At 62.7% G+C, this 23,138-nt stretch carries 25 protein-coding genes; 7 read left to right on the top strand and 18 right to left on the bottom strand.

Going from position 1 to position 23,138, the window contains the following annotated elements; genetic code table 11:
• Positions 1-62: 62 nt before the first annotated feature.
• From NGR_RS13190 to NGR_RS13180, 3 genes are all read right to left on the bottom strand, one after another.
• The gene (locus NGR_RS13190) at positions 63-3,020 is read right to left on the bottom strand and encodes a calcium-binding protein (RefSeq protein ID WP_012706947.1); all 2,958 of its coding nucleotides are present in this window, start codon (positions 3,018-3,020) and stop codon (positions 63-65) included.
• Between the two features lie 200 nt (positions 3,021-3,220).
• A complete protein-coding gene (locus NGR_RS13185) occupies positions 3,221-3,586 on the bottom strand; it encodes a hypothetical protein (RefSeq protein WP_164924174.1) in 366 nt (121 codons plus the stop codon).
• Between the two features lie 87 nt (positions 3,587-3,673).
• Entirely contained in the window at positions 3,674-4,819 is a 1,146-nt protein-coding gene (locus tag NGR_RS13180) for a fumarylacetoacetate hydrolase family protein (protein WP_012706945.1), read from the bottom strand.
• Between the two features lie 285 nt (positions 4,820-5,104).
• Here NGR_RS13180 and NGR_RS13175 point away from each other — a divergent pair, with 285 nt between their 5' ends.
• Together NGR_RS13175 and NGR_RS13170 are read left to right on the top strand one after the other, a co-directional pair.
• Positions 5,105-5,491 carry a hypothetical protein gene (locus NGR_RS13175; RefSeq protein ID WP_012706944.1) on the top strand — a complete coding sequence of 129 codons (387 nt, stop codon included), beginning with the start codon at positions 5,105-5,107 and terminating at the stop codon, positions 5,489-5,491.
• Positions 5,492-5,584: 93 nt separating this feature from the next.
• A complete protein-coding gene (locus tag NGR_RS13170; protein ID WP_012706943.1) occupies positions 5,585-6,148 on the top strand; it encodes an MgtC/SapB family protein in 564 nt (187 codons plus the stop codon).
• A 174-nt stretch (positions 6,149-6,322) separates the two neighbouring features.
• Here the strand turns inward: NGR_RS13170 and NGR_RS13165 are convergent, their stop codons facing one another.
• From NGR_RS13165 to NGR_RS13155, 3 genes are all read right to left on the bottom strand, one after another.
• Positions 6,323-6,568, bottom strand: coding sequence for a hypothetical protein (locus NGR_RS13165; RefSeq protein ID WP_012706942.1), 246 nt, complete (start codon positions 6,566-6,568; stop codon positions 6,323-6,325).
• A 154-nt stretch (positions 6,569-6,722) separates the two neighbouring features.
• Positions 6,723-7,976 (bottom strand): NAD(P)/FAD-dependent oxidoreductase, encoded by a 1,254-nt coding sequence (locus tag NGR_RS13160; RefSeq protein WP_012706941.1) that lies wholly within the window; start codon positions 7,974-7,976, stop codon positions 6,723-6,725.
• A 220-nt stretch (positions 7,977-8,196) separates the two neighbouring features.
• On the bottom strand, positions 8,197-8,361 hold the full coding sequence (locus NGR_RS13155) for a DUF1328 domain-containing protein (protein ID WP_012706940.1): 165 nt from the start codon (positions 8,359-8,361) through the stop codon (positions 8,197-8,199).
• Between the two features lie 318 nt (positions 8,362-8,679).
• Here NGR_RS13155 and NGR_RS13150 point away from each other — a divergent pair, with 318 nt between their 5' ends.
• Together NGR_RS13150 and NGR_RS13145 are read left to right on the top strand one after the other, a co-directional pair.
• Complete coding sequence (locus NGR_RS13150; RefSeq protein ID WP_240545180.1) at positions 8,680-8,868, top strand: hypothetical protein; 189 nt, start codon at positions 8,680-8,682, stop codon at positions 8,866-8,868.
• 372 nt (positions 8,869-9,240) lie between these two features.
• Entirely contained in the window at positions 9,241-9,489 is a 249-nt protein-coding gene (locus tag NGR_RS13145; protein WP_012706938.1) for a YMGG-like glycine zipper-containing protein, read from the top strand.
• Positions 9,490-9,593: 104 nt separating this feature from the next.
• On the opposite strand, the gene NGR_RS13140 is transcribed toward NGR_RS13145, so the two are convergent.
• Positions 9,594-9,785, bottom strand: coding sequence for a NepR family anti-sigma factor (locus NGR_RS13140; protein ID WP_012706937.1), 192 nt, complete (start codon positions 9,783-9,785; stop codon positions 9,594-9,596).
• Between the two features lie 172 nt (positions 9,786-9,957).
• Here NGR_RS13140 and NGR_RS13135 point away from each other — a divergent pair, with 172 nt between their 5' ends.
• Complete coding sequence (locus NGR_RS13135) at positions 9,958-10,755, top strand: response regulator (protein ID WP_012706936.1); 798 nt, start codon at positions 9,958-9,960, stop codon at positions 10,753-10,755.
• Positions 10,756-10,759: 4 nt separating this feature from the next.
• On the opposite strand, the gene NGR_RS13130 is transcribed toward NGR_RS13135, so the two are convergent.
• From NGR_RS13130 to rirA, 9 genes are all read right to left on the bottom strand, one after another.
• Positions 10,760-11,884 (bottom strand): AI-2E family transporter, encoded by a 1,125-nt coding sequence (locus tag NGR_RS13130; RefSeq protein WP_012706935.1) that lies wholly within the window; start codon positions 11,882-11,884, stop codon positions 10,760-10,762.
• A 154-nt stretch (positions 11,885-12,038) separates the two neighbouring features.
• Positions 12,039-12,209: a hypothetical protein gene (locus NGR_RS32315; RefSeq protein ID WP_012706934.1), complete on the bottom strand. Its 171-nt coding sequence runs from the start codon at positions 12,207-12,209 to the stop codon at positions 12,039-12,041.
• 142 nt (positions 12,210-12,351) lie between these two features.
• Positions 12,352-12,696, bottom strand: coding sequence for a RidA family protein (locus tag NGR_RS13125; RefSeq protein WP_012706933.1), 345 nt, complete (start codon positions 12,694-12,696; stop codon positions 12,352-12,354).
• 179 nt (positions 12,697-12,875) lie between these two features.
• Positions 12,876-13,703 (bottom strand): ABC transporter ATP-binding protein, encoded by an 828-nt coding sequence (locus tag NGR_RS13120; RefSeq protein WP_012706932.1) that lies wholly within the window; start codon positions 13,701-13,703, stop codon positions 12,876-12,878.
• Positions 13,700-14,554, bottom strand: coding sequence for an ABC transporter ATP-binding protein (locus tag NGR_RS13115; protein ID WP_012706931.1), 855 nt, complete (start codon positions 14,552-14,554; stop codon positions 13,700-13,702). Before NGR_RS13115 ends, NGR_RS13120 begins: the two co-directional genes overlap by 4 nt.
• A gap of 1 nt (position 14,555) precedes the next feature.
• The gene (locus NGR_RS13110) at positions 14,556-15,464 is read right to left on the bottom strand and encodes an ABC transporter permease subunit (protein WP_012706930.1); all 909 of its coding nucleotides are present in this window, start codon (positions 15,462-15,464) and stop codon (positions 14,556-14,558) included.
• Positions 15,465-15,474: 10 nt separating this feature from the next.
• Entirely contained in the window at positions 15,475-16,479 is a 1,005-nt protein-coding gene (locus NGR_RS13105) for an ABC transporter permease subunit (protein ID WP_012706929.1), read from the bottom strand.
• A 109-nt stretch (positions 16,480-16,588) separates the two neighbouring features.
• Positions 16,589-18,184, bottom strand: a complete 1,596-nt coding sequence (locus tag NGR_RS13100) for an ABC transporter substrate-binding protein (RefSeq protein ID WP_012706928.1) — start codon at positions 18,182-18,184, stop codon at positions 16,589-16,591.
• A 304-nt stretch (positions 18,185-18,488) separates the two neighbouring features.
• Positions 18,489-18,953 carry an iron-responsive transcriptional regulator RirA gene (gene rirA / locus NGR_RS13095; protein WP_012706927.1) on the bottom strand — a complete coding sequence of 155 codons (465 nt, stop codon included), beginning with the start codon at positions 18,951-18,953 and terminating at the stop codon, positions 18,489-18,491.
• A 186-nt stretch (positions 18,954-19,139) separates the two neighbouring features.
• Between rirA and NGR_RS13090 the strand changes: the two genes are divergently transcribed.
• Positions 19,140-20,183 carry a Fe(3+) ABC transporter substrate-binding protein gene (locus tag NGR_RS13090; RefSeq protein ID WP_012706926.1) on the top strand — a complete coding sequence of 348 codons (1,044 nt, stop codon included), beginning with the start codon at positions 19,140-19,142 and terminating at the stop codon, positions 20,181-20,183.
• Positions 20,184-20,368: 185 nt separating this feature from the next.
• A complete protein-coding gene (locus NGR_RS13085; protein ID WP_012706925.1) occupies positions 20,369-20,872 on the top strand; it encodes an acyl-CoA thioesterase in 504 nt (167 codons plus the stop codon).
• On the opposite strand, the gene NGR_RS13080 is transcribed toward NGR_RS13085, so the two are convergent.
• Positions 20,869-21,924 (bottom strand): M48 family metallopeptidase, encoded by a 1,056-nt coding sequence (locus tag NGR_RS13080; RefSeq protein WP_012706924.1) that lies wholly within the window; start codon positions 21,922-21,924, stop codon positions 20,869-20,871. The genes NGR_RS13085 and NGR_RS13080 overlap by 4 nt on opposite strands.
• A complete protein-coding gene (locus NGR_RS13075; RefSeq protein WP_012706923.1) occupies positions 21,914-23,029 on the bottom strand; it encodes a YjgN family protein in 1,116 nt (371 codons plus the stop codon). The genes NGR_RS13080 and NGR_RS13075 overlap by 11 nt, the downstream gene beginning before the upstream one ends.
• Positions 23,030-23,138: the final 109 nt, after the last annotated feature.

The following is a 23,138-nucleotide window of genomic DNA, read 5'->3' as shown; positions in this document are numbered from 1 at the left end:
GGCTGTCAGCAGCGCATCGACAATGAGGGCCGCCGAGCTATGGCCGGCGGCCCCTGCCGCGACTAGGTCAACAGGAAGTCGGTCGTCGCAAGCGACGTGACCTTGTCCAGCGTCGCGACCAGCACTGCGTCGGCCTCGTTGCCGGTGCCGTCGGCGTCGTACCAGAGGCGGCCGTTGTCCTTCTCGAAGAAGAACTGGGCGGCCGTGCCTGTCGCCTTCAGGTCGGTTCCGGAATAGAGCACGAGATTGGAGAAGTGGAACACGCCCTTGTCGATAACGAGCTTGTCCTCGCCACGCTTGAAGTCGGTGATCTGGTCGCCGGAGCCGATCGCATCCCCGGAGGCATAGATGAACTGGTCCGCGCCGGTCCCGCCGGTCAGCAAGTCGCCGTGGGCGCCGCCTTCAAGCTTGTCGTTGCCGGCGCGGCCATCGAGCCGGTCGTCGCCCATTCCACCCTTCAGTGTATTGGCGACGCCGTTGCCAAGGATCGTGTCGTCGGTATTCTGGCCAACCACGTTTTCTATGCTCACAAGCGTCAGACCGGTCGCGACACCGCCGTTTCTGGCACTGTTTTCCAGGTCGACGATGACCGACTGATCGGAGATGATGTCGAATTCGAGCGTGTCGACACCCGAGCCGCCGTCGAAATGGTCGGTGCCGGTCCCATCGCTGAAGCGGTCGAACGTGTCATTGCCAGCATCGCCATAGAGCCTGTCGTTCCCTCTTCCGTCGATCAGATAGTCATTGCCGCCGCCGCCCCTGAGCGTATCGTTTCCGAGCCCGCCGTCGAGATAGTCGATCTGCGCGCTACCGGTCACCGCGTCCTTGCCTGAGCCGCCCACGTATTCGAGCGCTTCCATCCCGGTGAAGGACGTGTTGGCGTTCACCTTGACGAGGCCGTTGCCGAAGACGAAGGACACGTCGAACGTCTCTTCGCCGAACTCGATGACAAGGCGGTCGAAGCCATCGCCGCCGGAAGCATAGTCCCCTGCATTCACGTTGAGAACGTCGTTGCCCTTTTCGCCGTGCAGCCTGTCGGCGCTGGTGTCCTTGATGCCACCGCTGCCCCAAAGCCCGTCGTTGCCATCCCCGCCATAGAGCGTGTCGGCGCCCGTCCAGCCGGTCAGGTCGTCGTCACCGCCAAGACCCTTGAGCGTGTCGTTGCCGCCCATGCCGTTGAGGTCGTCATCAAGGCTGCCCGCCGTCAGCGTGTCGTGCCCTTGGCCGGAGGTGAAGTTGATCTTCTCGATGTTTTTCACCGTGACGTCGCCGTTGACGAGCGTCGCGTTCGCGGACAGCACGAAGGTGAGGTTCTTGGTGCTGTCATACCGGCTTATCCAGAGCGTGTCGGTCCCCGATCCACCGTCGACGGAGAAGCGGCCTGCAGTGGATCCACCGCCGTAGTTGACGCTCAGGCTGTCGCTGCCCGCACCTCCGAGCATCGTGGTCAGCGCCGTCCCCGTCTCCGTTTCCGCGGAAACAGAGTCGTTCCCGTTGCCGCCATCGAGCTTGTTGGTGCCGCCGCCGTAGTCGGCGATGCGGTCGTCGCCGTCTCCGCCTGAGACCGTGTCGCTGCCGCTCGTGCTGTAGAAGCTGTCGCCGCCCTTGCCACCGGTCAGCCGGTTATTGCCGCTTCCGGCGTCGATGCTGAGATAGCCCGCCGTACCGGCGGAAATGATGTCGCTGCCGCTGCCAGTCTCTATCCTGAAGCTTTCGCCATCGGTGACGACGGTGCCGTCGGAAAGCTTGGCGGTGGTGCCGGAGACGGTGAAGGTCAGGCCAGTGGTGCCATCGGAACGATCGATCCAGATCGTGTCATAGCCGGTGCCGCCCTTGATCACGTCCTTTCCGCCGCTGCCGACGATCAGCAGGTCGTTGCCGTCGCCGCCGTCGAGAATGTCGCTGCCGAGGCCGCCGTCGAGATGATCGTTGCCGGCGAGGCCAATGAGCGTGTCGTTGCCGGAGTATCCGGAGAGTGTATCTGCGCCAGTCCAGCCGGTGAACCTGTCGGCCGTTTCCGAACCATTGATCGTATAGGCTTCAAAATTGACGATGGTGGTGCCGTTGGAAAGCGTCTGCTTGGTCGCGGAGGACTTGGCGGTGAAGGTGCCGGAAAGGCCGACCAGGACGACTTCATCGTGGCCGATGCCGCCGTCGAGCACGTCCTTGCCGTCGTTTGCCCAGCTTTCCATGTTGTGCCGGATCGTATCGTTGCCTGCGCCACCGAGGACGGTGTCATTGTCGCCGTCGCCGGCAAGATAGTCGTCCTCCGACCCGCCATCGATGGTATCGCGACCCGAGCCGCCGGAAATCGTATCCGTGCCGCTCTCGCCCTTGATGTTGTCGTTGCCGGAATGACCGTAGAGGTAGTCGCCGCCGGCGCCGCCGAGCAGGGTGTCGTTGCCCTCGTCGGCAGAAAGCCAGTCCACTCCATACCCGCCGGAGAGGTAGTCGTCGCCGGCACCTCCCAGCACGGAATCGCCGCCGTTGCCGCCATAGATCCTGTCGCTGCCGCCGTCCCCTGAAAGCCAGTCCTTGCCGATGCCGCCGTTCAGAACGTCATCGCCGGCGCCGCCTTCGAACCAGTCGTCCCAGCGACCGCCGGTGAAGCTGTCGGCGAAATTGCTGCCCTCCAGTTCGAATCGCTCGACATTGACGATGGTGGCACCGAGGACCGCCTTCGAGACAATCGGGTCGAAGGCGGTAAAGGAGACCCCCTTGCTTGAACCGCTGAAATCGATGCCGAGTTCGTCGAAGCCGAGACCGCCGTCGATCTGGTCGCCCACCAGGGCCTCGACGTTCATGTTCAGGATTTCGTCGTCGCCGGTGCCGGCCCTGATCGTGTCGGCGCCGAGGCCGCCATTGATCGTGTCGAGACCGGAGCCGGTGCTGATGGAATTGCTGGCGTCGTCGCCGTTGACCGTCTGATCGCCGACGCCGGGTATGGTGTAGGCGGCGGCCAGCGGATCAAGCGCGAGCGACGCCTGAGGCGGCGCTATGGACTTCACTTTCTTGCTCATGGCTTCCTCGTGAGTTGCGGTTGCTACGCCGATCTGGCGTGAGCAAATTGCTAGTCGGTGGGAGAGCCAGGAGTTGTTCCTGCGGGAACAGGGCCGCAATCTTCAGGTTGTACCGCGGCGCCTGCGATGGAATGGGCGGAAGGCCAAACGCATGAACGTTTCAGTGTGGCGCCGGCGCTCGGATTCCGGTGGTCGCCGCGTCAGTCCGCCGAAAAGAACTGCAGCGTGAAGACATTGCCGGCGATTTCGCCGGCAAGCTCCTGTGTAAATTCAAGCGGCATGCACTTCTCGAGAGCCTCGGTCGCGGCGGCGACGAAGGCCTCGCGCTGGTCCGCATCGCCGGTGACGCGGATCGCCGTCGGCTGGGGCGGGCCCATCAGGGTGCCGTTGCCTCGGAAGCCGAATTTCAGGGTGACGAAGGAGCCCTTGATGCCGGCGGGCGGCGTCCAGCACTTGCCGAGTGCTTCGCTGACTTCATCGACGCTCCGCAACGGTTCTGCCCGCAGCGGATGCGCCGCGACTGCAACGAACAGGCTGGCGGCGGCCAACCCGATAGCGACTTTCATTTCGACCCCCAGCCCCCGACGATCCATCCAGCCGCCTGAGATTGCGACGAACGGCGCACGGATGCAATCCGTCCGATTTCCTCGCGCCTACAGCAGCCCGCGTTTGGCGAGATTGCGCATCAGCGCCGCGGTGCCGAAGGTCCAGGGCGGGCAATCGGTGGACAGGCGCACCGTGTTGACGAGACTGCCGAGGGCGGGGCTGGAAATGGTCACCACGTCGCCGATCTTGTGGGTAAAGCCCTGGCCCGGCTCGCCGCGGTCCTCGACGGGCGCGAAGAGCGTTCCCATGAAGAGCATCAGCCCGTCCGGGTACTGGTGATGCGATCCGATCGTCTGGGCGACGAGGTCGAGGGGGTCGCGGCTGATCTCGCGCATGGTGCTCGCCCCCTTCAGGTGAAAGCCATCCGGGCCTTCGATCAGGAGATCGAGGTCCGCATGGCGCACGTCGTCGATCGAGTAGGTCTCGTCGAAGAGGCGGATGAAGGGGCCGATCGCGCAGGACGCATTGTTGTCCTTGGCCTTGCCGAGCAGCAGCGCCGAGCGCCCCTCGACATCGCGCAGGTTGACATCGTTGCCGAGCGTCGCGCCCTTGATGCGCCCGTCGGCGGAAACCGCAAGGACGATCTCCGGCTCCGGGTTGTTCCAGCGCGAAATCGGATGCAGGCCGACCGCGGCGCCCCAGCCTACCGACGAGAGCGGCTGGGCCTTGGTGAAGACCTCGGCGTCAGGCCCGATGCCGACTTCGAGATATTGCGACCAGACGCCCTCGTCGATCAGGGCGGCCTTGACGCCGGCAGCTTCCGGCGAACCCGCCTTCAGGTTTCTCAGGCTGTCGCCGATGATCGCCGTCATCCGGGCGCGGATCGTCTCGGCGCGTGTCGCGTCGCCGGCGGCGCGCTCCTCGATGACGCGCTCGATCATCGAGCGGGCGAAGGTGACGCCGCAGGCCTTGACCGCCTGGAGGTCGCAAGGGGCAAGAAGATGGACCTCGTCGCTGCCCCCCGCCGGCCTGGCCATGACGGCATCGACGGAGGCAATCGCCTCTCCGGAAGCCGAACGGGCATGAGCGACGGGATCGGAAAGATCGAGGAGGTCGCGCATCGTCGGCACCCGCTTCGAGGTGATGTCGATCAATTCGCCGTCCCGGACGGTCACCAGGCTCGGTCCCTCGACGTCCGGGCGCCACGCCCGTCCGACAAAGGTTCCGGTTTCATAGGCCGTGGTCATTTTCATCCCTCCCCGCTGTAGCGTTCCGTCGTCTTCCCTTTCAGTTCTTGCAGTCGGACCGCCGCCCTGTAAAGCACCTTCTATCGGCGCAGGTGTGTTCCGGAAGGGCTGCAACGGAACCTTGCAATATCTTGCGCGTTTAATATTTCAGCGCCTCTCCATCTGCCGTGGCGAGGCTGAAATTATACTTGTGATGGTCGAACGTCCGTCCTTAAGTCGTCGCTGATTTAGGGAATCGTGACGCCAAATGCTGGCAGCGAAGGGACGATGGCCAGAAAGGATGTTACTGCCATGGACCCACAGGACCAGTTGAAGGAAAGGCCGCCAGTCGATCCGGTCACCGGACAGCCGGCGCCGCCCCCCGAAGTACATGAAGCGCGCGCGAGCCGCAGTTCGTGGCCGCTGCTGGTCATCCTTCTCGCCGGCCTGGTGCTGGCGCTGATCGCCTGGCTGCCGGCCGAACTCACCCGAGACGCGGAGGATACTCCCACCTCGTCGACGACGACAACACAACCCGCGACCGATGAGCCGGCCACAGGCACCGAAGCGACGCCACCGGCTGGAGGAACGACGCAGGAGCCGGCCCCGGCCGCGCCTGAAACACAGCCTCAGCCGACACCGCCGGCGCCGGCACCGGAAGGAACGGCGCCGCAGCCGCAGACTCCTCCGGCGCAGTGAGCGGGAAGTAGCCCTTCGGGCGGAGAGGCGCCTCTCCGCCCTGAAAGGATGCCTTGAGTTGCGTCAGTCCATTCCATCCCTATCAGCACCTTCATGGACCAGATCCTTGCCGACATCCTTGTTTCGACGCGGACGCCCTATCCGGTGATATTCGCGCGTTTGTGCGGTGCGATCGTTCTCGGCGCCCTCATCGGCATCGAGAGGGAGAAGCGCCAGCGCCCGGCGGGCCTCAGGACGCACATCCTGGTGAGCCTAGCTTCGGCGATCTTCGCGGTGGTTGCGGTCGAGAGCGTCCATATGACGAGCCTGTCGGGCCCCGAAGTCCGCATCGACCCGATCCGTGTCGTCGAAGCGGTGACCGCAGGGGTCGCCTTCCTTGCCGCCGGCATGATCGTGTTTTCGAAGGGCGAGGTGAAAGGCCTGACGACGGGCGCCGGCATGTGGCTTGCTGGGGCCGTCGGCATTTCAGTGGGTTTCGGCTTCTGGATGATCGCCACTTTCGCCGCCGTGGCCAGTCTCATCGTTCTCTTCATCCTCGGCCGGATGGAGGTGGCGTTGCAGTGGAAGGAGCCCGAAGGTGAAGGGAACGGCGCCCGGGAAACGGGCCGCCACCCTGCGCCCGGGGCGCCGGCAGGGTCGGATGACGGGAGCCGATGAAGATACCCGCGCCCTGGGGGCCATGCCGAGAGCGCTTAGATCACGATGATTTTGGGTCGATTGATCCAAAATCATCGTGATCGATTCTAATGAGTTAGAGCGAGATGCGGGCGGAAAACCGCTTACACTTTTCCTCATCCCGCTCTGGTGCCTGTCCAAGACGGGTGGAACGGGTCAAGCCGATCCGGCAGAGATGAAGGCTTCGTCAGGCCCGGTCGGCACCGGTGCTGCTCCGACCGGTCCCCTCTGCCGCAGGACATGCAGCGCGGCGACGGCCCGAAGCGCCTCCTCGGCTGTCGAAAAGATCCGGCCGTCGAGCGACCACACGCTGTATTTGACGGCGACAAAACGCAATTGCCCATTGTCGGGCATCAGCGCGCCCACGGCCTCGCCGGCGAATTCGATCGTCTGCCTGTTCATGGAATGGGCTCCTCCCTCGCCGCCCGCAGTGGGCGACCGGCTGCAAGGCAAAGCACAACCGCACCGAATCCTCGTCTTCAGCCGCGAGAAAAACACCTCTCGGCTGTTTTGGTTCCGCCGACGCGAAAAAATTCGCCCCGTAAGACCGAGGGCCTCAAGCGAGGAAGCGGTGCGGCCGGTAGGGCGCAAGATCGATCACGGTCTTTTCGCCCGTCATCGCTTCCGCCAGCGCCCGGCCGGTGACCGGTCCGAGGGTCATGCCGTGGTGGGCGTGGCCGAAGGCGAACCACAGGCCCTCATGCCTGGGCGCCTTGCCGATGATCGGCATCATGTCCGGCGTGCAGGGCCGCGCGCCGAGCCACGGTTCGTCGTCGCGCCGCTCGGCGAGCGGGAAGAATTCGCGGGCGACGCGCTCCGCGCGGGTCAACTGCACCGGCGTTTTCGGGGCGTCGCGCAGCGCGAATTCGGCCCCTGTCGTCAGGCGGATGCCGCGCAGCATCGGGGCCAGGAAATAGCCCATTTCCTCGTCCAGCACCCAATTGTTCAACTGTGCACCGTCCTTGGTGCCGTAATGCATGTGATAGCCGCGTTTGACCGCGAGCGGGAAATGATAGCCGAGCTTGCGTGTTACCGTGTCGGCCCACGGGCCGAGGGCGACCACCACCTCGCGGGTTTCCAGCGGACCATCCGGCGTCGCGACGCGCCAGCCGGGTCCTTCCAGTATATGCTCGAGCGTTGCCGCGTCGCCCGAAACAAGCCGTCCGCCAAGCGACTGGAAATAGCCGAGATAGGCCTTGTTCAGGCTGTGCGGGTCGCGAATCGACCAGGGATCGCTCCAGCGCAAGCCGCCGGCCAGTTCCACTTGGATCGAAGGCTCGATGGCCTTCAACTCGCTGGTCGAAAGCTTCTGGTGGTTGACGCCGAAGCCGGCCGAGAGCTTTTCGGCGTCCTTGTAGGCGGCGTCGCGTTCCTTCTCGGTGCGGAACACCTTCATCCAGCCGTCCTTGCGGACAAGGTCCCCGGCGCCGGACGCGTCGATCAGGTCGCTGTGCTCGGCGATCGAATTCTCGATCAGCGGGGCGTAGAGATGGGCGATCCGCTGGTGCCGGGTGAAACCGGAGTGCCACCAATACCGCGCCAGGAACGGCACCAGACTCGGCAGCGCGCGGAAGTGATAGCTCGCATCGATGGTATTGTTCAGCGCGTAGCGGAAGAGCGCCCCGAAATCATGCGGGAAACCATAGGGAAAAACACCTTCGCGCTGAATGAGACCGGCATTGCCGTAGGACGTCTCCTCGCCCGCCCCGCGGCGATCGAGAAGCACCACCGATTTGCCGCGCCGCGCCAGATGGATGGCGCTCGAAATGCCGACGATCCCCGCACCCAATACCACTACGTCAGTTTTCATAGACGATGCCCCGTTCTTTCGCCTCGATGGATCGACGCGTCACGTCTTCCTCGTTCGAGGATACGCGCATGAATAGCCAAGCAAACCAGACGGGGCAAGGGACGAAGCCGTCACGAGAAAGGGGCGAAGCTGAAAGCCTCACCCCTACAAAGGAAAAAGAATGTTTGGGAGTTCGGAGCGGAGCGAAGGTCGATCCGCTCCGCAAGTCAGGGTTTATTCGTCAGGTGCGGCGGAAGAGCCCCATAACGAGAGAGACCACCAGGAAGATCAGGAACAGGAAGAACAGGATCTGGGCGATTCCCGCCGAGGTGCCGGCGATGCCGCCGAAGCCGAGAACGCCGGCTATGATGGCGACCACAAGAAAGATGAGGGCATAGTAGAGCATTTGCTATCTCCTTGCCTACTGCATGTTTCCTTAAGTCGGAACCGATTTAAGGAGAAAAACATGGAGTAATTCGAAGTGCTACAGCGAACTTGTGCGCCGGAAAGACGCAGGGCGCTGCAGGAACCGAATTTCAAACGCTCTGCCTCCAGGCTTTGTTCCGGGTTTCGACCCGAACGCCGTTAACCAGGCGGAAACCATGTATTCAACCATGGGAAGGGAAATCAATCCGCAATTGCGAAGGGGGCGACGGTGGCAGGAACCTTCGCCACGGCTTGGCGTTCTCCCGGAAACAGAATTCCTCTCGGGTAAGAAATGAAGATGCCTTCGCGACATATTCTCAAGACGGTGACGGAGATCGGCCGGCGCGAGGCGGATGTGAGCATTCATAATCTGCACATCGGCAGAACCTTGCGCGATCTCGAGATGCACACGGAAGAAAAGCGCAACGAGCGTCTGCAGGTGCTGCTCGACAACCTGGAACAGTCCGAACGCAGACTTCGCGACTAGAGCGGGATGAGGAAAGCGTGTGCGGTTTTGGGACAACGACATGCACAAAAACAAGGTCCCGTCATTCTCCCAAGCAGGTAAGATTGCGGCGTCGGGCGGCGCCGGCGGCAACAACCGGGCGTGGCACCTCGGGCCGGCGCGGAACAAAAGGCGGAAATCGGCGTTCTGACAACGATAGCGCGCGCCGTAGCGGCGGCTGATACAAGGGAGTCGGGAATTGCCACCCTTCGCTGCGCCTGTTTTGATGGTTCCGGCAGAAGCCGGCTTGCCATGCCGACCGCTTCAAATATCTCCTCGCAATCTTCATTTCGGCCGGCCCATTTCGACGCCCCCTGCCCACCTCGGTCAATCAACCTCGAATAGGAAAGCACCATGAAGAAGATCCTTCTCGTCGTCAGCGTAATTCTTCCCCTCGCCGCGTGCACGCAAACGGAAAAGGGTGCAGCGATCGGCGCCGCTTCGGGCGGCATCATCGGAGGGGCAATTTCGAACGATGTCCGGGGCGCCGCGGTTGGAGCGGCTGTCGGTGGCGTTGCCGGCGCCCTGATCGGCCGCGCGAGCGAGCCCGGCTATTGCGTCTACCGCGACCGCTACGGCCGCCGCTACACCGCGCGCTGCTGATTGCGGCCTTCGCCAAGGCGGATTCGAGGTCGCCTCGATAGCTTCGCTAGCGTTCCAGTGAGGCACACGGCCCTCCCCGGCCGGGAGGGCCAGGATATCCCTTGTCAATCGCCCGATTGCGCCCTCTCGGCCTCGTCGAGGCGCCGGAGAAGATCGATGAACTGCTGCGGCACAGGCTCGGACTCGATCGCCTGGTAAAGTGCTCTCAACCGGGAGGCTATTACGCCATTGGCATCATTTTTCCTGGCGCCAGCAGCCGATATGCCTCGCGCGCGCCCGTCGGACCGATCGTTCATTTTTCAATTCCACGTACCGAAGGCTCAAATCCCCCGGCTGTTTTCCATTCGTATGTCGTCGTCGGCAAACTGTTTCCTGAATTCGCAAGACGTGCGCACGACATTGACGTATCCTGCGTCACGCCACCGCCCATAAGTGCGACGCTACGCACAATAGTTTAGGAAGGCCTAAATGTCACTTTCCACCAGGATTGCGCCGCATCTTCCTTATCTTAGGCGTTATGCCCGCGCCGTCACAGGGTCGCAAGCGGCAGGCGATGCCTATGTCGCCGCCGTCTTGGAGGCGTTGATCGAAGACATCAGCCTGTTCCCCTCGGCATCGAACGATCGCATAAGCCTGTACAAGCTGTTCTGCTCCCTCTTCGACAAGCTCAAGGTCGATCGGTCCCATTTGAGCTCGCCCTTCGCGTGGGAGAAGAGAGCCGCCGCCAACCTGTCGCTGATCGCGCCAACGCCCCGGCAGGCTTTCCTGCTGATCTCTGTCGAGGGGTTTTCAAGCGGCGAAGCGGCGGAAATCATGTCGATCGACCAGGGCGCGTTTGCCAAGCTTCTGTCCAGTGCTTCGGAAGAGATTTCGCGCCAGGTTGCCACCGACATCATGATCATCGAAGACGAGCCGCTCATCGCCATGGATATCGAGGATATGGTGACGAGCCTGGGACACCGGGTCACCGGCATTGCCCGCACGCATCGCGAGGCGATCGATATCTACCGGCAGACATCCCCCAAGATGGTTCTCGCGGATATCCAGCTCGCCGACGGGAGTTCCGGCATCGACGCGGTCAACGACATCCTGACGCAGGCGGCCGTGCCGGTGATCTTCATCACCGCTTTCCCCGAACGGCTGCTGACGGGCAACAAGCCGGAGCCGGCCTTCCTGGTGACGAAGCCCTTCAATCCGGAGATGGTCAAGGCGCTGATCAGCCAGGCGTTGTTCTTCGACGAACAAGCGCACGCGGCAAGTCGCTGAGCCGTCATCCGGGCAATTGCGGTTCGGGCGGAGGCTCGCGCAGCTGCTCGAAGATGGTCATCGCGATCAGCGACAGCGGCATGGCGAGGATCGCCCCGACCGCGCCCCACATCCACGTCCAGAACAGGATGGCGACGAAGATCAGGAAGGGGTTGACCTCAAAGCGTCGCCCCAGGATCGCCGGGACGACGAGGTTCTCCATGGCCAGATGAATGAGGAAGAAGGCGGTCGCCGGCGCGAGCGCCACGACCAGCGCTTCGTGGGTCATAAGGCCCCCGACGAGCAGCGACAGCGTCATGAAGGTGACGCCGAGATAGGGAATGAAACTCGAGACGAAGGCGAAAAGCCCCCAGAGCGGCGGCATCGGCAGCCCGCCGACCAGCGCGATCATCATGGTGAAGCCGCCGAGCGCCAGGTAGATCAGGCTGGCCGTCGAGAAATAGCGCGTCAGCCCGTCTTCGATGGCGTTCATGATCCGGATCGCGCTCAGGCGGCCGTCGCGACTGGGGAAAGCTAGGATGATCGTGCTGCGCAACTGGACGCGGCCGAGGAGGAACAGGACGAGCGCCGCCAGGAAGATCAGCGTCTGGATTAGTGCCGGCGTCACGCTCGCGGCGGCCGCGCCGAGGATCGGGCCCGCATTCTTGACGACGACGTCTGCGAAAGCGTCGGCCCCCACGCTTCGCGCGAGCGCAATCCTGCCCCACTCGAAGCGTTCGATGAAAGGCAGCACGCGCTCCACGACGCTTTCGGCGAGTTTCGGGGCCTCGCGGGCGAGCTCGGTGATCGGCCCCAGGAGTGTGTTGACGAGCGACGATAGGCCGAGCACGAAGAAGAGCGCCAGCAAAAGACCACCCAGCATCGGCGGAAGACCGAAACGCGCCAGTTCGTCGGCTGCCCTGCCGAGCACGATCCCGACGACGATGGCAAACGCAATGGGCATCAGAATTGCCGCCATCGCGTAAACGACCGCCGAGCAAGCGACGACGAACAACCCGACGACGCTCCAGGCGACGACGAGATCCATGCCGTCGCGCTTTCGCGCCGCCGTCGTCGCCTGTGCCAGGGCGAGTTCCTTTTCGGCGCTGCGCTTGCGGCTACGGACAGCCGCTACAACTTTGCTGTCCATCGACACGCCTCTTCAAACCGCTCTGCCTGCGCCTGGCAGCCTTGTTCTTGGCAGCGCCATGAACCGCCGGCCACGCGCCGCGCGTCGGCACCCACGGAGGCCGTTGAGAGGAAGGCTTGGGCGGTTCTCCGCCCGTGATCGCAGCGGCCCCCGGTCAATGCTCTTCTGGCGGAAATATGTGGAGCGTCACGGAAAGCAGCCCCAGCCCCACAAGGATTATCAACAACGTATAAGCTACGTCCTCGGACGTCCGCGGGAAAAGGCCAAAGCCCAAAACCACACCGGCGATCAGCAGCAAACAGAGCCGCGGCAGCCAATAGAGCATGGGCAATTCCTCCACGTACGGGAACGATCGATAAACGCTTCGAAAAGCGAATCGTTCCTATTCGGGAGCCAGCAGCAAGACGCCGCCAGGCCTTTCGGCCGGCGGCGTTCGAGCGGAGAAACAACGTTGCCTGACGCAGCGCCTAGACGGCTGCCGTCACGATGACCTCGACGAGGTATTCAGGCGTTGCCAGCTTGGCTTCGCCGGTGGCGCGCGCGGGCGTGTGACCCTGCGGCGCCCAGGCATCCCAGACCGAGTTCATCTTGGCGAAATCCGCCATATCGGCGAGCCAGACTGTGGCGGAGAGGATACGCGTCTTGTCTGTACCGGCGAGCGCAAGCAGGCGGTCGACCTCGGCGAGCGCCTGCTTGGTCTGCGTGACGACATCGTCTCCGGCGTTGCCCACCTGGCCGGCCAGATAGACCGTGTTGTTGTAGACCACGGCCTGGCTCATCCGCGGACCGGTCTCGAAGCGCTTGATTTCCATATTCGTCATCCTGGTGTTGGGCCGAACAAGGGATTGCCGGCCAATTCGGCTGCCCGCCGCCAGGGCCAAAACGCAAATAGCGGCGGCAGATGCTCTACACGATCGGGACGGGAACTCCAACCAGCCGCACTCGCGCGAGCGACGCAGCTTGTGGGAATTCCGCCGGGTCGTCGCGCCGTCTAGGCGGCGTTCCTGCGGGCGAGGCGGGCCTTGATACTCGCAACATCGGCCCGTGGCGTGGCGGCAAACAGCGTCTTCGTATAGCTGTGCTGCGGATTGGAAAACACCTCATCCCGGCTGCCATACTCGACGGCCTCGCCGTAATACATCACCATCACGTCGTCGGCGATGTAGCGCACCACCGAGAGGTCGTGGCTGATGAAGACATAGGTCAGCTTGAACTCGTCCTGCAGATCGGCGAGCAGGTTCAGCACCTGGGCCTGGACGGAGAGATCGAGCGCCGAAACGGGTTCGTCCAGCACGAGCAGCTTCGGGTTCAGCATCAGGGCGCGGGCGATGGCGATGCGCTGCCGCTGGCCGCCCGAGAACATGTGAGGATAGCGGTTGTAGTGCTTCTCCTCGAGGCCGACCTTCTTCAGCATCGTCATCGCCCGGTCGCGGCGCTCGCCGGCGGGAACCTTGGTGTTGATCACGAGCGGTTCCGCAAGGATATCGCCGATCTTCTGGCGCGGATTGAGGGAGCCGTAGGGATTCTGGAAGACGATCTGTACCTTGCGGCGCATCTCCGAGGTCAGGCCGTCCCTGGCGATATCGACTTTCTTGCCATCGATCAGCAGTTCCCCGGCTGTGGCCGGGTCGATGAGCGTGATGATGCGTCCGAGCGTCGACTTGCCGCAGCCGCTTTCGCCGACGATAGCCAGCGTCTTGCCCTCGTCGACGGCAAAGCTGACGCCCTTCAGCGCATGAACGGTGCGCGCCTTGCGAAACAGGCTGCCGGGAATGTGATAGTCTCGCACCAGGTTGCGGGCTTCGAGAACATGGGTCATCGAGCGGCTCCCTCGAGCGTCTGCTGCTCATTGAAAAGTTCGGAGATCGTCGGCAACCGGTCGCCCGTCGCATTTTCCGGCAGCGCCGCGAGAAGCGCCCGGGTGTAGTTGCTCTTCGGCGCCTCGAACAGCGACAACACGTCCGCCTCCTCGATCTTGCGGCCCTTGTACTGGACGACGACGCGATCGGCCGTTTCCGCGACGACGCCCATATTGTGGGTGATCATGATCAGGCCCATGCGGTATTCCTGCTGCAGCTTCATCAGGAGGTCGAGGATCTGCTTCTGGATCGTCACGTCGAGCGCCGTCGTCGGCTCGTCGGCAATGAGGAGCTTCGGGTTGCAGGCAAGGGCGATCGCGATCATCACGCGCTGGCATTGCCCGCCCGACATCTGGTGCGGATAATGCCCGAGCCGCTCGGCCGGATCGGGTATGCCGACGGCCTGGAAGAGCTCGATCGCCCGCCTGCGCCGCGCCGCCCGGTTGAGGCCCATGTGGATGCGCAGCACTTCCTCGATCTGAAAGCCGACCGTGAAGCACGGATTGAGGCTGGCGATCGGCTCCTGGAAGATCATCGCAATGTCCTTGCCGACGATCTTGCGGCGCTCGGCCGCCGGCATCTTCAAGAGGTCACGGCCGTTGAAGGCGAGCTTGTCGGCCGTCACCTTCGCGGTCCAGGGCAGAAGCCCCATCGCCGCAAGCATGGACACGGACTTGCCGGAGCCGGACTCCCCGACGATCGCCAGGACCTCGCCCTCATGAACCTTGAGCGATACGCCGTCGACGGCCCGGAAGGGGCCCGTTGCCGTCTGGAATTCGACGACGAGATTTTCGATTTCAAGAAGCGCCATGTCAGGACCTCTTCAGCTTGGGGTCGAGAGCATCACGCAGTCCATCGCCCATCAGGTTGATTGCCAGCACGGTCAACAGGATCGCGAGACCTGGAAGCGTCACCACCCACCAGGCGCGAAGAATGAATTCGCGGGCCTCCGCCAGCATCGTTCCCCATTCCGGCGTCGGCGGTTGCGCGCCCATGCCAAGGAAACCGAGCGCCGCGGCGTCGAGAATGGCGCTTGAAAAGGAAAGCGTCGCCTGGACGATGAGCGGTGCCATGCAGTTCGGCAGGATCGTCCTGAACATCAGCCGCAGGTGCCCTGCTCCGGCGACCTTCGCCGCGACGACGTAGTCCCGGGTCTTCTCCGTCATCACGGCCGCTCGCGTCAGGCGAACGAAGTGCGGCTGGAAGACCAGTGCGATGGCGATCATCGCATTTGTGAGGCCCGGCCCGAGCACCGCGACCAGGACAAGCGCCAGGAGCAGCGACGGGAAGGCCAGGATGATATCCATGATCCGCATGATGAAGGTATCGACCCATCCGCGGAAGTAACCGGCGACAACGCCGACCAGGATGCCGCCGACCAGCGACAATGTGGTGACGATCACGCCGACGAACAGCGAGAAACGCGTGCCGTAGATAAGGCGGGACAGCATGTCGCGGCCCACCGCATCGGTTCCGAGCAGAAATTCGAGGCGGCCACCCTCCTGCCAGAACGGCGGCAGCAATACCGCCTCACGGAACTGGACGGTCGGGTCGTGCGGTGCCACGAGCGGCGCGCATAGAGCAAGTACGACCAGGAACAGGAAGAAGAAGAGGCCGATGACGGCGCCGCGGTTCTCCGAGAAATAGTACCAGAACTCGGCGAGACGCGCCCGGCGGGACGGATCGGTCGATATGGGGCTTGTTGCGGTAACTTCGGTCATATCGCCCTCCTCAATGCCGGATGCGGGGGTTGATCAGCCCGTAGAGCAGATCGACGGCAAGGTTCACCAGCATGATGACGGCGGCGATGATCAGCAGGCCGCCCTGGATGACGGCGTAGTCGCGCCGGAACACGGAATCGACCATCCATTTGCCGATGCCCGGCCAGGAGAAGATCGTTTCCGTCAGGATGGCGCCTGCCAGCATCACGCCGATCTGCAGGCCGATCGTGGTGACGACCGGTATCATCGCGTTGCGCAGGGCATGGATGCCGACCACGCGGAAGGTGGGAAGCCCCTTAGCACGCGCAGTGCGGACATAGTCCTCCGAAAGCACCTCGAGCATCGCCGAACGGGTCTGGCGCGCAATGACGGCAAGCGGAATGGTGCCGAGCACGATGGTCGGCAGGATCAGATGGCTGAAGGCGGACCTGAACGCCCCGTCCTGTCCCGACAGCAGCGAATCGATCAGCATGAAGCCGGTAACCGAGGGAAAGAAGAACATCAGCGAGATGCGCCCGGACACCGGAGTCCATTGCAATATGCCGGAGACGACGATGATCAGCAGCAGGCCCCACCAGAAGATCGGCATGGAAAAGCCGACGAGCGCGGTGCCCATGATCAGCTGGTCGAGGATCGATCCCCGCTTGATCGCCGCAATCACGCCGGCCGGAATACCGACGACGACGGCGAAGATGATGGCGCACAGCGAAAGCTCGACGGTTGCCGGGAAGAGCTCCAGGAACTGATCGATCACCGGCTTCTTGGTGACGATCGATATGCCGAAATCGCCCTGAAGAACACCCCAGAGATAATCCAGGTATTGCACGACGATGTGCCGGTCAAAGCCGAGCTGGTGGGAAATCTCGGCATGCCGCTCCGGCGACATGACCCGTTCGCCGGACAGCAGCGCCACGGGATCGCCCGGGAGCAGGCGGATGAAGGAGAAGGCAATGATCGAGACCCCGATAAAGGTCGGGATCAGCACTGCCAAGCGCCCCAGCAGGAATCGAAACATAGTCAAACCTCATGCCATCCTCGCTGCGGCCTCGTTGCTGCAGCACTGGCAAAAAGGAAGAGGGGCGCTCGCCCAACGGCAAACGCCCCCTTCGGGTCAGTCGGTAAGATTACTCTACAATATCAACGCCGTCGAAAGCAAAGTCGCCGAGCGGGCTCTGTACGAAGCCTTCGACATTCTTGCGCATCGGCACGATCGAGAGCGAGTGGTCCAGCGTTGCCCAGGGCGCCTCCTTCTTGAACACGGCCTGAGCCTGTTGGTAGAGCTTGGTGCGCTCTGCAACGTCGGAGGCTTCCTTGGCCTTGGTGACCAGATCGTCGAACTCCTTGTTGCACCACTGGGCGCGGTTGTTGCCGCCGACGGCATCGCAGCCGAGCAGCGTGTCGAGGAAGTTGTCCGGGTCGCCATTGTCGCCGGTCCAGCCGAGGATCACCGCACCATCGCGGGCCTTGTCCTTGGACTTCTCGAGATATTCGGCCCATTCGTAGGAGACGATCTCGACCTTCACACCGACCTTGGCGAAGTCGGCCTGCATCAGCTCGGCGGCGCGACGTGCGTTGAGCATGTAGGGCCGCGCGACCGGCATTGCCCAGACCTTCATCGACAGGTCCTTGACGCCGGCGTCCTCGAGCATCTTCTTCGCCACTTCCGGCTCGTAGGTGTCGTCTGCGACCGTGTCATCGTAGGACCACATCGTCGGCGGAATCGGGTTCGTCGCCGGCGTCGCCTGCCCCTGGAAGACGGCGTCCACGATCGCCTGCTTGTTGATCGCCTTGTTCAGCGCCTTGCGGACCTCGGGCTTGTCGAAGGGAGCCTGCGTGGTGTTATAGGCGAGATAGGCGACGTTGAGGCCGGCCTGTTCCATCACCTTGAGGTTCGGATCAGCCTTCATCGCCTCGACGTCCGCCGCGTTCGGATAGGGCATCAGGTGGCATTCGCCGGCCTGGAGCTTCTGGAACCGGACGGCAGCATCGGTGGTGATCGAGAAGACCAGATCGTCGATCTTCTGCTTTCCGCCCCAATAGTCCGGATGAGCCTTGTAACGGATGACCGCATCCTGCTGATAGCCGACAAAGGCAAAGGGACCGGTGCCGAGCGGCATCTGGTTCAGCTGGTTCATCTTGCCTTCGGCCTGCAGCTTGTCGGCATATTCCTTTGACATGATCGAAGCGAAGGGCATGGCGAGGTTCGCGAGGAACGGCGCTTCCTTGCGCTTTAGCTTGATCTTCACCGTCATGTCGTCGACCTTCTCGATCGACTCGAGCAGTTCCGGCAGCCCCATGCCGGCGAAGTATTCCCAGGAACCACCGGTCACATAGCCGTGCCACGCATTGTCGGACTTCCACTGGCGCTCCAGCGAGAAGATGACGTCGTCGGCGTTCAATTCGCGGGTCGGCGTGAAGAACTCGGTCGTCTGGAACTTGACGCCGGGACGGAGCTTGAACGTGTATTCGAGGCCGTCGTCGGAAATCGTCCAGCTTTCGGCAAGCCCGGGCTCGGTTTCGGTCGTGCCCTTCTTGAATTCGAGCAGGCGGCTATAGACGGTGTGCGCGGCAGCGTCGAACGTGGTACCGGCCGTATAGAGGCCCGGGTCAAAACCCTCCGGCGAGCCTTCCGAGCAATAAACGAACGTTTTCGACCAGGCAGTGCCGGCCATCAGCGTGGCAAGCGCCGTCGCTGCGAAGAGAGTCGTGAGCTTTTTCATGAGCTTGCTTCCCAGATTTGTTTTTTGTTCTCGTATTGTTTTCGACCGCGAGAAATTTTCCATCCGGTCAAGGACGGATGGAACGACATTTGTCGTCGCAATGCAATAACTCGCTTCAGAAATTTGTCTATGCGAAAAATTCTTCCACAAGTAGAGGGTCGGAGCGACAGCGACTAGGGCAACGGCCAAGCCGGATTGCACGCCGATTCGCCCTCACCGGCGAAACCGGCGGCGGGGTCAAAAATCACGACACAAAAAAGCGCGGAGAACCGGCCTCCGCGCTACATTTGCTGGACTTGAAAACTCAGGCGGCGGACGTCTGCGGCCGCGGGCCGGTCTCCAAACCCAGAAGGAAGTTGATCTGCGGCCGCGCCTTGACGAGATCGTCGATCGTATAGCCCTTGAGCACGTCGAAGAAGGCGTTCAACGCCTTGCGCAAGGCGGCGTTGAGGCCGCAACTGTCGACCAGGGGGCAATCGATTTCGCCCGCCTCGAAACATTCCGCCATGGCGAAGCTGTCCTCGGTCACCTTGACCACGTCGAAGAGGCTGATCTCCGAGGCCGGTTTCGGCAGTCGCACGCCGCCATTGCGGCCGCGCACGGTTTCGACCAGGCCAGCCCTGGTCAAGGGCTGCAGGATCTTGAACAGAAACAGCTCGGAAACGCCGTAAGCTTTGGCGATCTCAGGGATGCGGCTGAGCTTCTCGCCATTCGCAGCACAGTACATCAGCATGCGAACCGCGTAGTTTGTTTGCTTCGTCAGACGCATCATTCACTCCGGGATCGAGAAATTCGTCCTCCTTCATATAGGACGGAACGTAGTTTGGAACAATTCCAAAAGAGGAAAAATTCACGAAGGCTTTACTTCGCCGTTTCGCCGTTGACTGTCGCTCTTCCGGTGTAGAAATATGACTCACTCGGTTAACTTATAAGCACCACACGGAGAGAGAACACCATGCTTGCCTCAAAAACGTTGATCGGCACCCTGTCGGTCGCGGCGGCGATCCTTGCTTTCAGCGCGCCTGCCCGGGCCGAGGGCGAGGTCAATATCTATTCCTACCGCCAGCCCGATCTCATCAAGCCGCTGCTCGATGCCTTCACCAAGGAGACCGGCATCGCCGCCAATGTGCTCTTCCTCGACAAGGGGCTGGTCGAGCGCATCCAGGCGGAAGGCGCGAATTCTCCGGCCGACGTCATTTTGACCGTCGACATCAGCCGCCTGACCGAGGCGAAGGACGCCGGCGTGACCCAGCCGCTCGTCAATGAGACGATCAACAAGGACATCCCGGCGCATTTCCGCGATCCGGACGGCAACTGGTTCGGCCTGACGACGCGCGGTCGCGTCGTCTATGCCTCGAAGGAACGCGTGCCGCAGAACGACATCACCTATGAAGAACTTGCCGACCCGAAATGGAAGGGCAAGTTTTGCACCCGCGATGGCCAGCATTCCTACAATATCGGCCTGTTCGCCTCGATGATCGCGCATCACGGCGAGGCGGAGACGGAGAAGTGGCTGACGGGATTCCGGGACAATCTCTCCAAGAAGCCCGATGGCGGCGATCGTGATCAGGCAAAGGCGATCTTTGCCGGCGAATGCGATATCGCGCTCGGCAACAGCTACTATGTCGGTCTCATGCTGACCAACGACAAGGAGCCGCAGCAGAAGGAATGGGCTTCGGCCATCAAGGTCCTCTTCCCGAATGCGAAGGATCGTGGCACGCACGTCAACATCTCCGGCATGGCGCTCGCGAAGAACGCCCCGAACAAGGAGAATGCCGTCAAGCTGATGGAATTCCTGTCGGAAGGCGAAGCGCAGAAGATCTACGCCGAGCAGGTCTTCGAATATCCAGTGCTGCCGGGCGCCGAGCCCTCGGACGTCGTCAAGTCCTTTGGAACGATCAAGCCGGACTCCCTGCCGCTTGCCGAGATTGCGGCAAACCGCAAGAAGGCTTCGGAACTCGTCGACAAGGTCGGCTATAACGACGGCCCGCAAGACTAAGGCGGTGAATGCCGCGCAACAAGAACAGCGGGCGTGAGCCCGCTGTTCTTGTTTGGGATGCGCGGGACCGATCATTTCCCTTTACGACTGCAGAGACGAAGAAGGCGCATTGACGGGCAGGGGCAAGGATAGGATTCTGAGCGCCAAACTCACGCGCGCCTGAAGCGGCCTTATGCGGAGGGGAAATGGAAGAGACGAATGACAAGAGCCAGCTCGAGATGGTCGTGCTGATGACACCCGACATGGCGAACTTCAGCGGCAAGGTGCATGGCGGCGCGCTTCTCAACCTCCTCGACCGGGTCGCCTTCTCCTGCGCCTCGCGCTACTCGAAGCAATATGCGGTGACGCTGTCCGTCGACCAGGTCGTTTTCCGCCAGCCGATCCATGTCGGCGAGTTGGTGCATTTTCGGGCTTCCATCAACTTTGCCGGCCGGACGTCGATGGAGGTCGGCATCCGGGTCGAAGCCGAGAACATCCGCAGCGGCGAGCGCAGGCACACGAACTCCTGCTACTTCACCATGGTCGCCGTCGATGCGGAAGGACGGCCGACGAGCGTGCCGCCCTACCGGCCGGAGCCCGGTGTCAGGGAACGCCGTTACCGCGCCGCCGAGGTCAGGCGGGAGCTGCGCCGGGAGTTCGAAGAACGTTTCCGGGCGGCAGGCTCGACGGCCGCTTCCAGCCACGACTAGTTCTTCCGCAATTCGGCAATCAGATCGGTGATTGCCTTGCGTCTCTCCGGCGTACCCGGATGGGTGGAGAAGATGCTCGTGTCCGAGTGATCGTCGAGCTTCGTCTCCAACAGCTCGAAGAACCGGGCGATTGCGGCCGGATCGAGGCCCGCCTTCATCATCAGCTCGACGGAATGGCGATCCGCCTCTGCTTCCGCGGAGCGCGAATAGGAGAGCGCCAGCAAGCCGCCCCCTTCCACCAGCACGTCCTCGGCCCCGGAGCCGATGTCGCCGGCGATCAGCATGATGAGCGCGGCGACCCCGGCGGCGCGATAGATCTGCCGCAGACTGTGCTTATGCTGGACATGGCCGATCTCATGCGCCAGCACGCCGACGATCATCTCGCTGTCGTCGCCGGCGAGCTCAACGAGTTCGTCCGTCAGGATCAGGGTGCCGTCGGGCAACGCGAAGGCGTTGGGGCCCATTGGTCCGCCTTCACGGAAGTTCAGCGTATAGGCCGCCTCACCCGCGGCCGAAACCGCCGCGATGCGCCGGAAACCATCGACAATCTTGCCGCGCCGCGCCTCGTCCAGCTTCGATTCGCCAAGCAGCGTCCGGTCCATGGTTTCGAGCGTGCTCGCCGACATCATGCGGGGCACAATCGGCGGCGTGACGGCAATCGCAACTTCCACGAGAGCCGGCAACGCATAACGGTAGATCAGCACGCCGAGCAGGATCGTTGCGGCAACGAAGGCAATCAGCCGTGGGTGGAACCGCTCCAGCCGGTGGACGATCCCAGCCCCCGCCCGGCCTTTTTCCGCCAGAAACCGGTCCATCGCCTCATTGTCATTGGTCTCGAAGAGAGAGCCGTCCGGAAAGCTAATCCGGCGCGGGATACGGCCGACCCGCGCGGAAATCTCGACCAGGGAAAGGCGCCCGCCGGCGAGGTCCGCGCCCGTCTCGTCCCGCACGATCAGGCGATCTCCGACCTCCACCAGGCCGCTGAGCACCGAGCGGCTCGATCCTGCCGGGTGCCACTCGCCGACGGCAATGGCTGGATGATCAGAAGCCAAAGTCGAAGCCTTCGATATCCATGAATTCGGAACCGACCGCCGAACCTTCCTGGGCGATGGCGGAGAAAATCTCGCCGACATTGCCGTCGAACCGGACGCCGGTTTGTTCATTGACGTAGCGCGCCATCCGGACGGCGGCCCACGGCCGCATCAAACCGAGTGTAACAAGGGTGACGACGACGTTCGAGATGGCAATCCAGGTGTAGCGCAGGCGCGAGAGATCGCTCAGGAGCCGGTGCTTGCCGTCGAAAGTGGCGGCGGACCAGGCGACGTTGCGCACGCCGGCGCGGTAGACGAGCGCCGCGACCCCGAAGATCGCGAAAAACAGGAAGTAGCCGAGCACCACGAGCACGACGATCGACACCTGCATCTCGGCGGGAATGAGATCGGGGCTCTCGATCGCCGTCACAAAAACCGCAAAGTTGAGGAAGGCGAAGAAGCCGACGATCAGCAGACCGAGAATGATGATCGCCGCCGAGATCGCCCAGGATTTGTAGATCGTGCCGATGGAGGGATCGGTCGAAAAGGCCTTCTGCCCGTAGCGCAGGTTGTTGCCTATATAGCGATAGGTCCAGCGGCTGGCGAGCGGCGCCAGGATGCCAAGCGTCAGCGCCGCGATGACCGGCCCGACGATGAAGGCGAGAAAGGCACCGCCGGCGCGACCGACGAAATCGAAGCGGACATTGCGGTAGCTGGTCACCCGGGCGCTAAAGCGCAAGCCGCGGGCGACAAGCCAGGGAACGAAGCAAAGGAGCAGCAAAAGCAGTGCAATGCCGGCGAGCGGCACGAAGGTCAGCAGGATGTTGTAGACGACCAGATAGGCGAAGACGATCAGACGGCCGATCAGAATCTGCCCGCCCCTGGCGTGATACTCGAAGCCGCGGCCGAGCAGCACTGTATTGCCGTAGAAATAGCGATTGCGGCGAACCTTTGCCCAGGCCGAATAGATGCCGAGCGTGACGATCGTCAGCAGGATATTGACGATCCAGATCCCGAAGTATTCTTTGCCGCTGCCGGTAAACGAGAGGCGCTGGTAATCCCCCTGCGCCGAGCGCCCGAAACTGCCCTGCCCGATCTGTGCCGGGAATGGTTCAGCCAAAACCATGAAACTGTCCCCTCATCAAAAAGTCAAAGCTGCCTGGCCAACCGCATCACCCCCGACCTGGTCAACAGCAGCGAACTCGACCGATGCGCGAATCGCGCGGCGACCACAC

Origin of the sequence: Sinorhizobium fredii NGR234 (assembly GCF_000018545.1) — a bacterium.
Classification (GTDB): domain Bacteria; phylum Pseudomonadota; class Alphaproteobacteria; order Rhizobiales; family Rhizobiaceae; genus Sinorhizobium; species Sinorhizobium fredii_A.
This window is presented reverse-complemented; position numbering and strand designations above follow the sequence as displayed.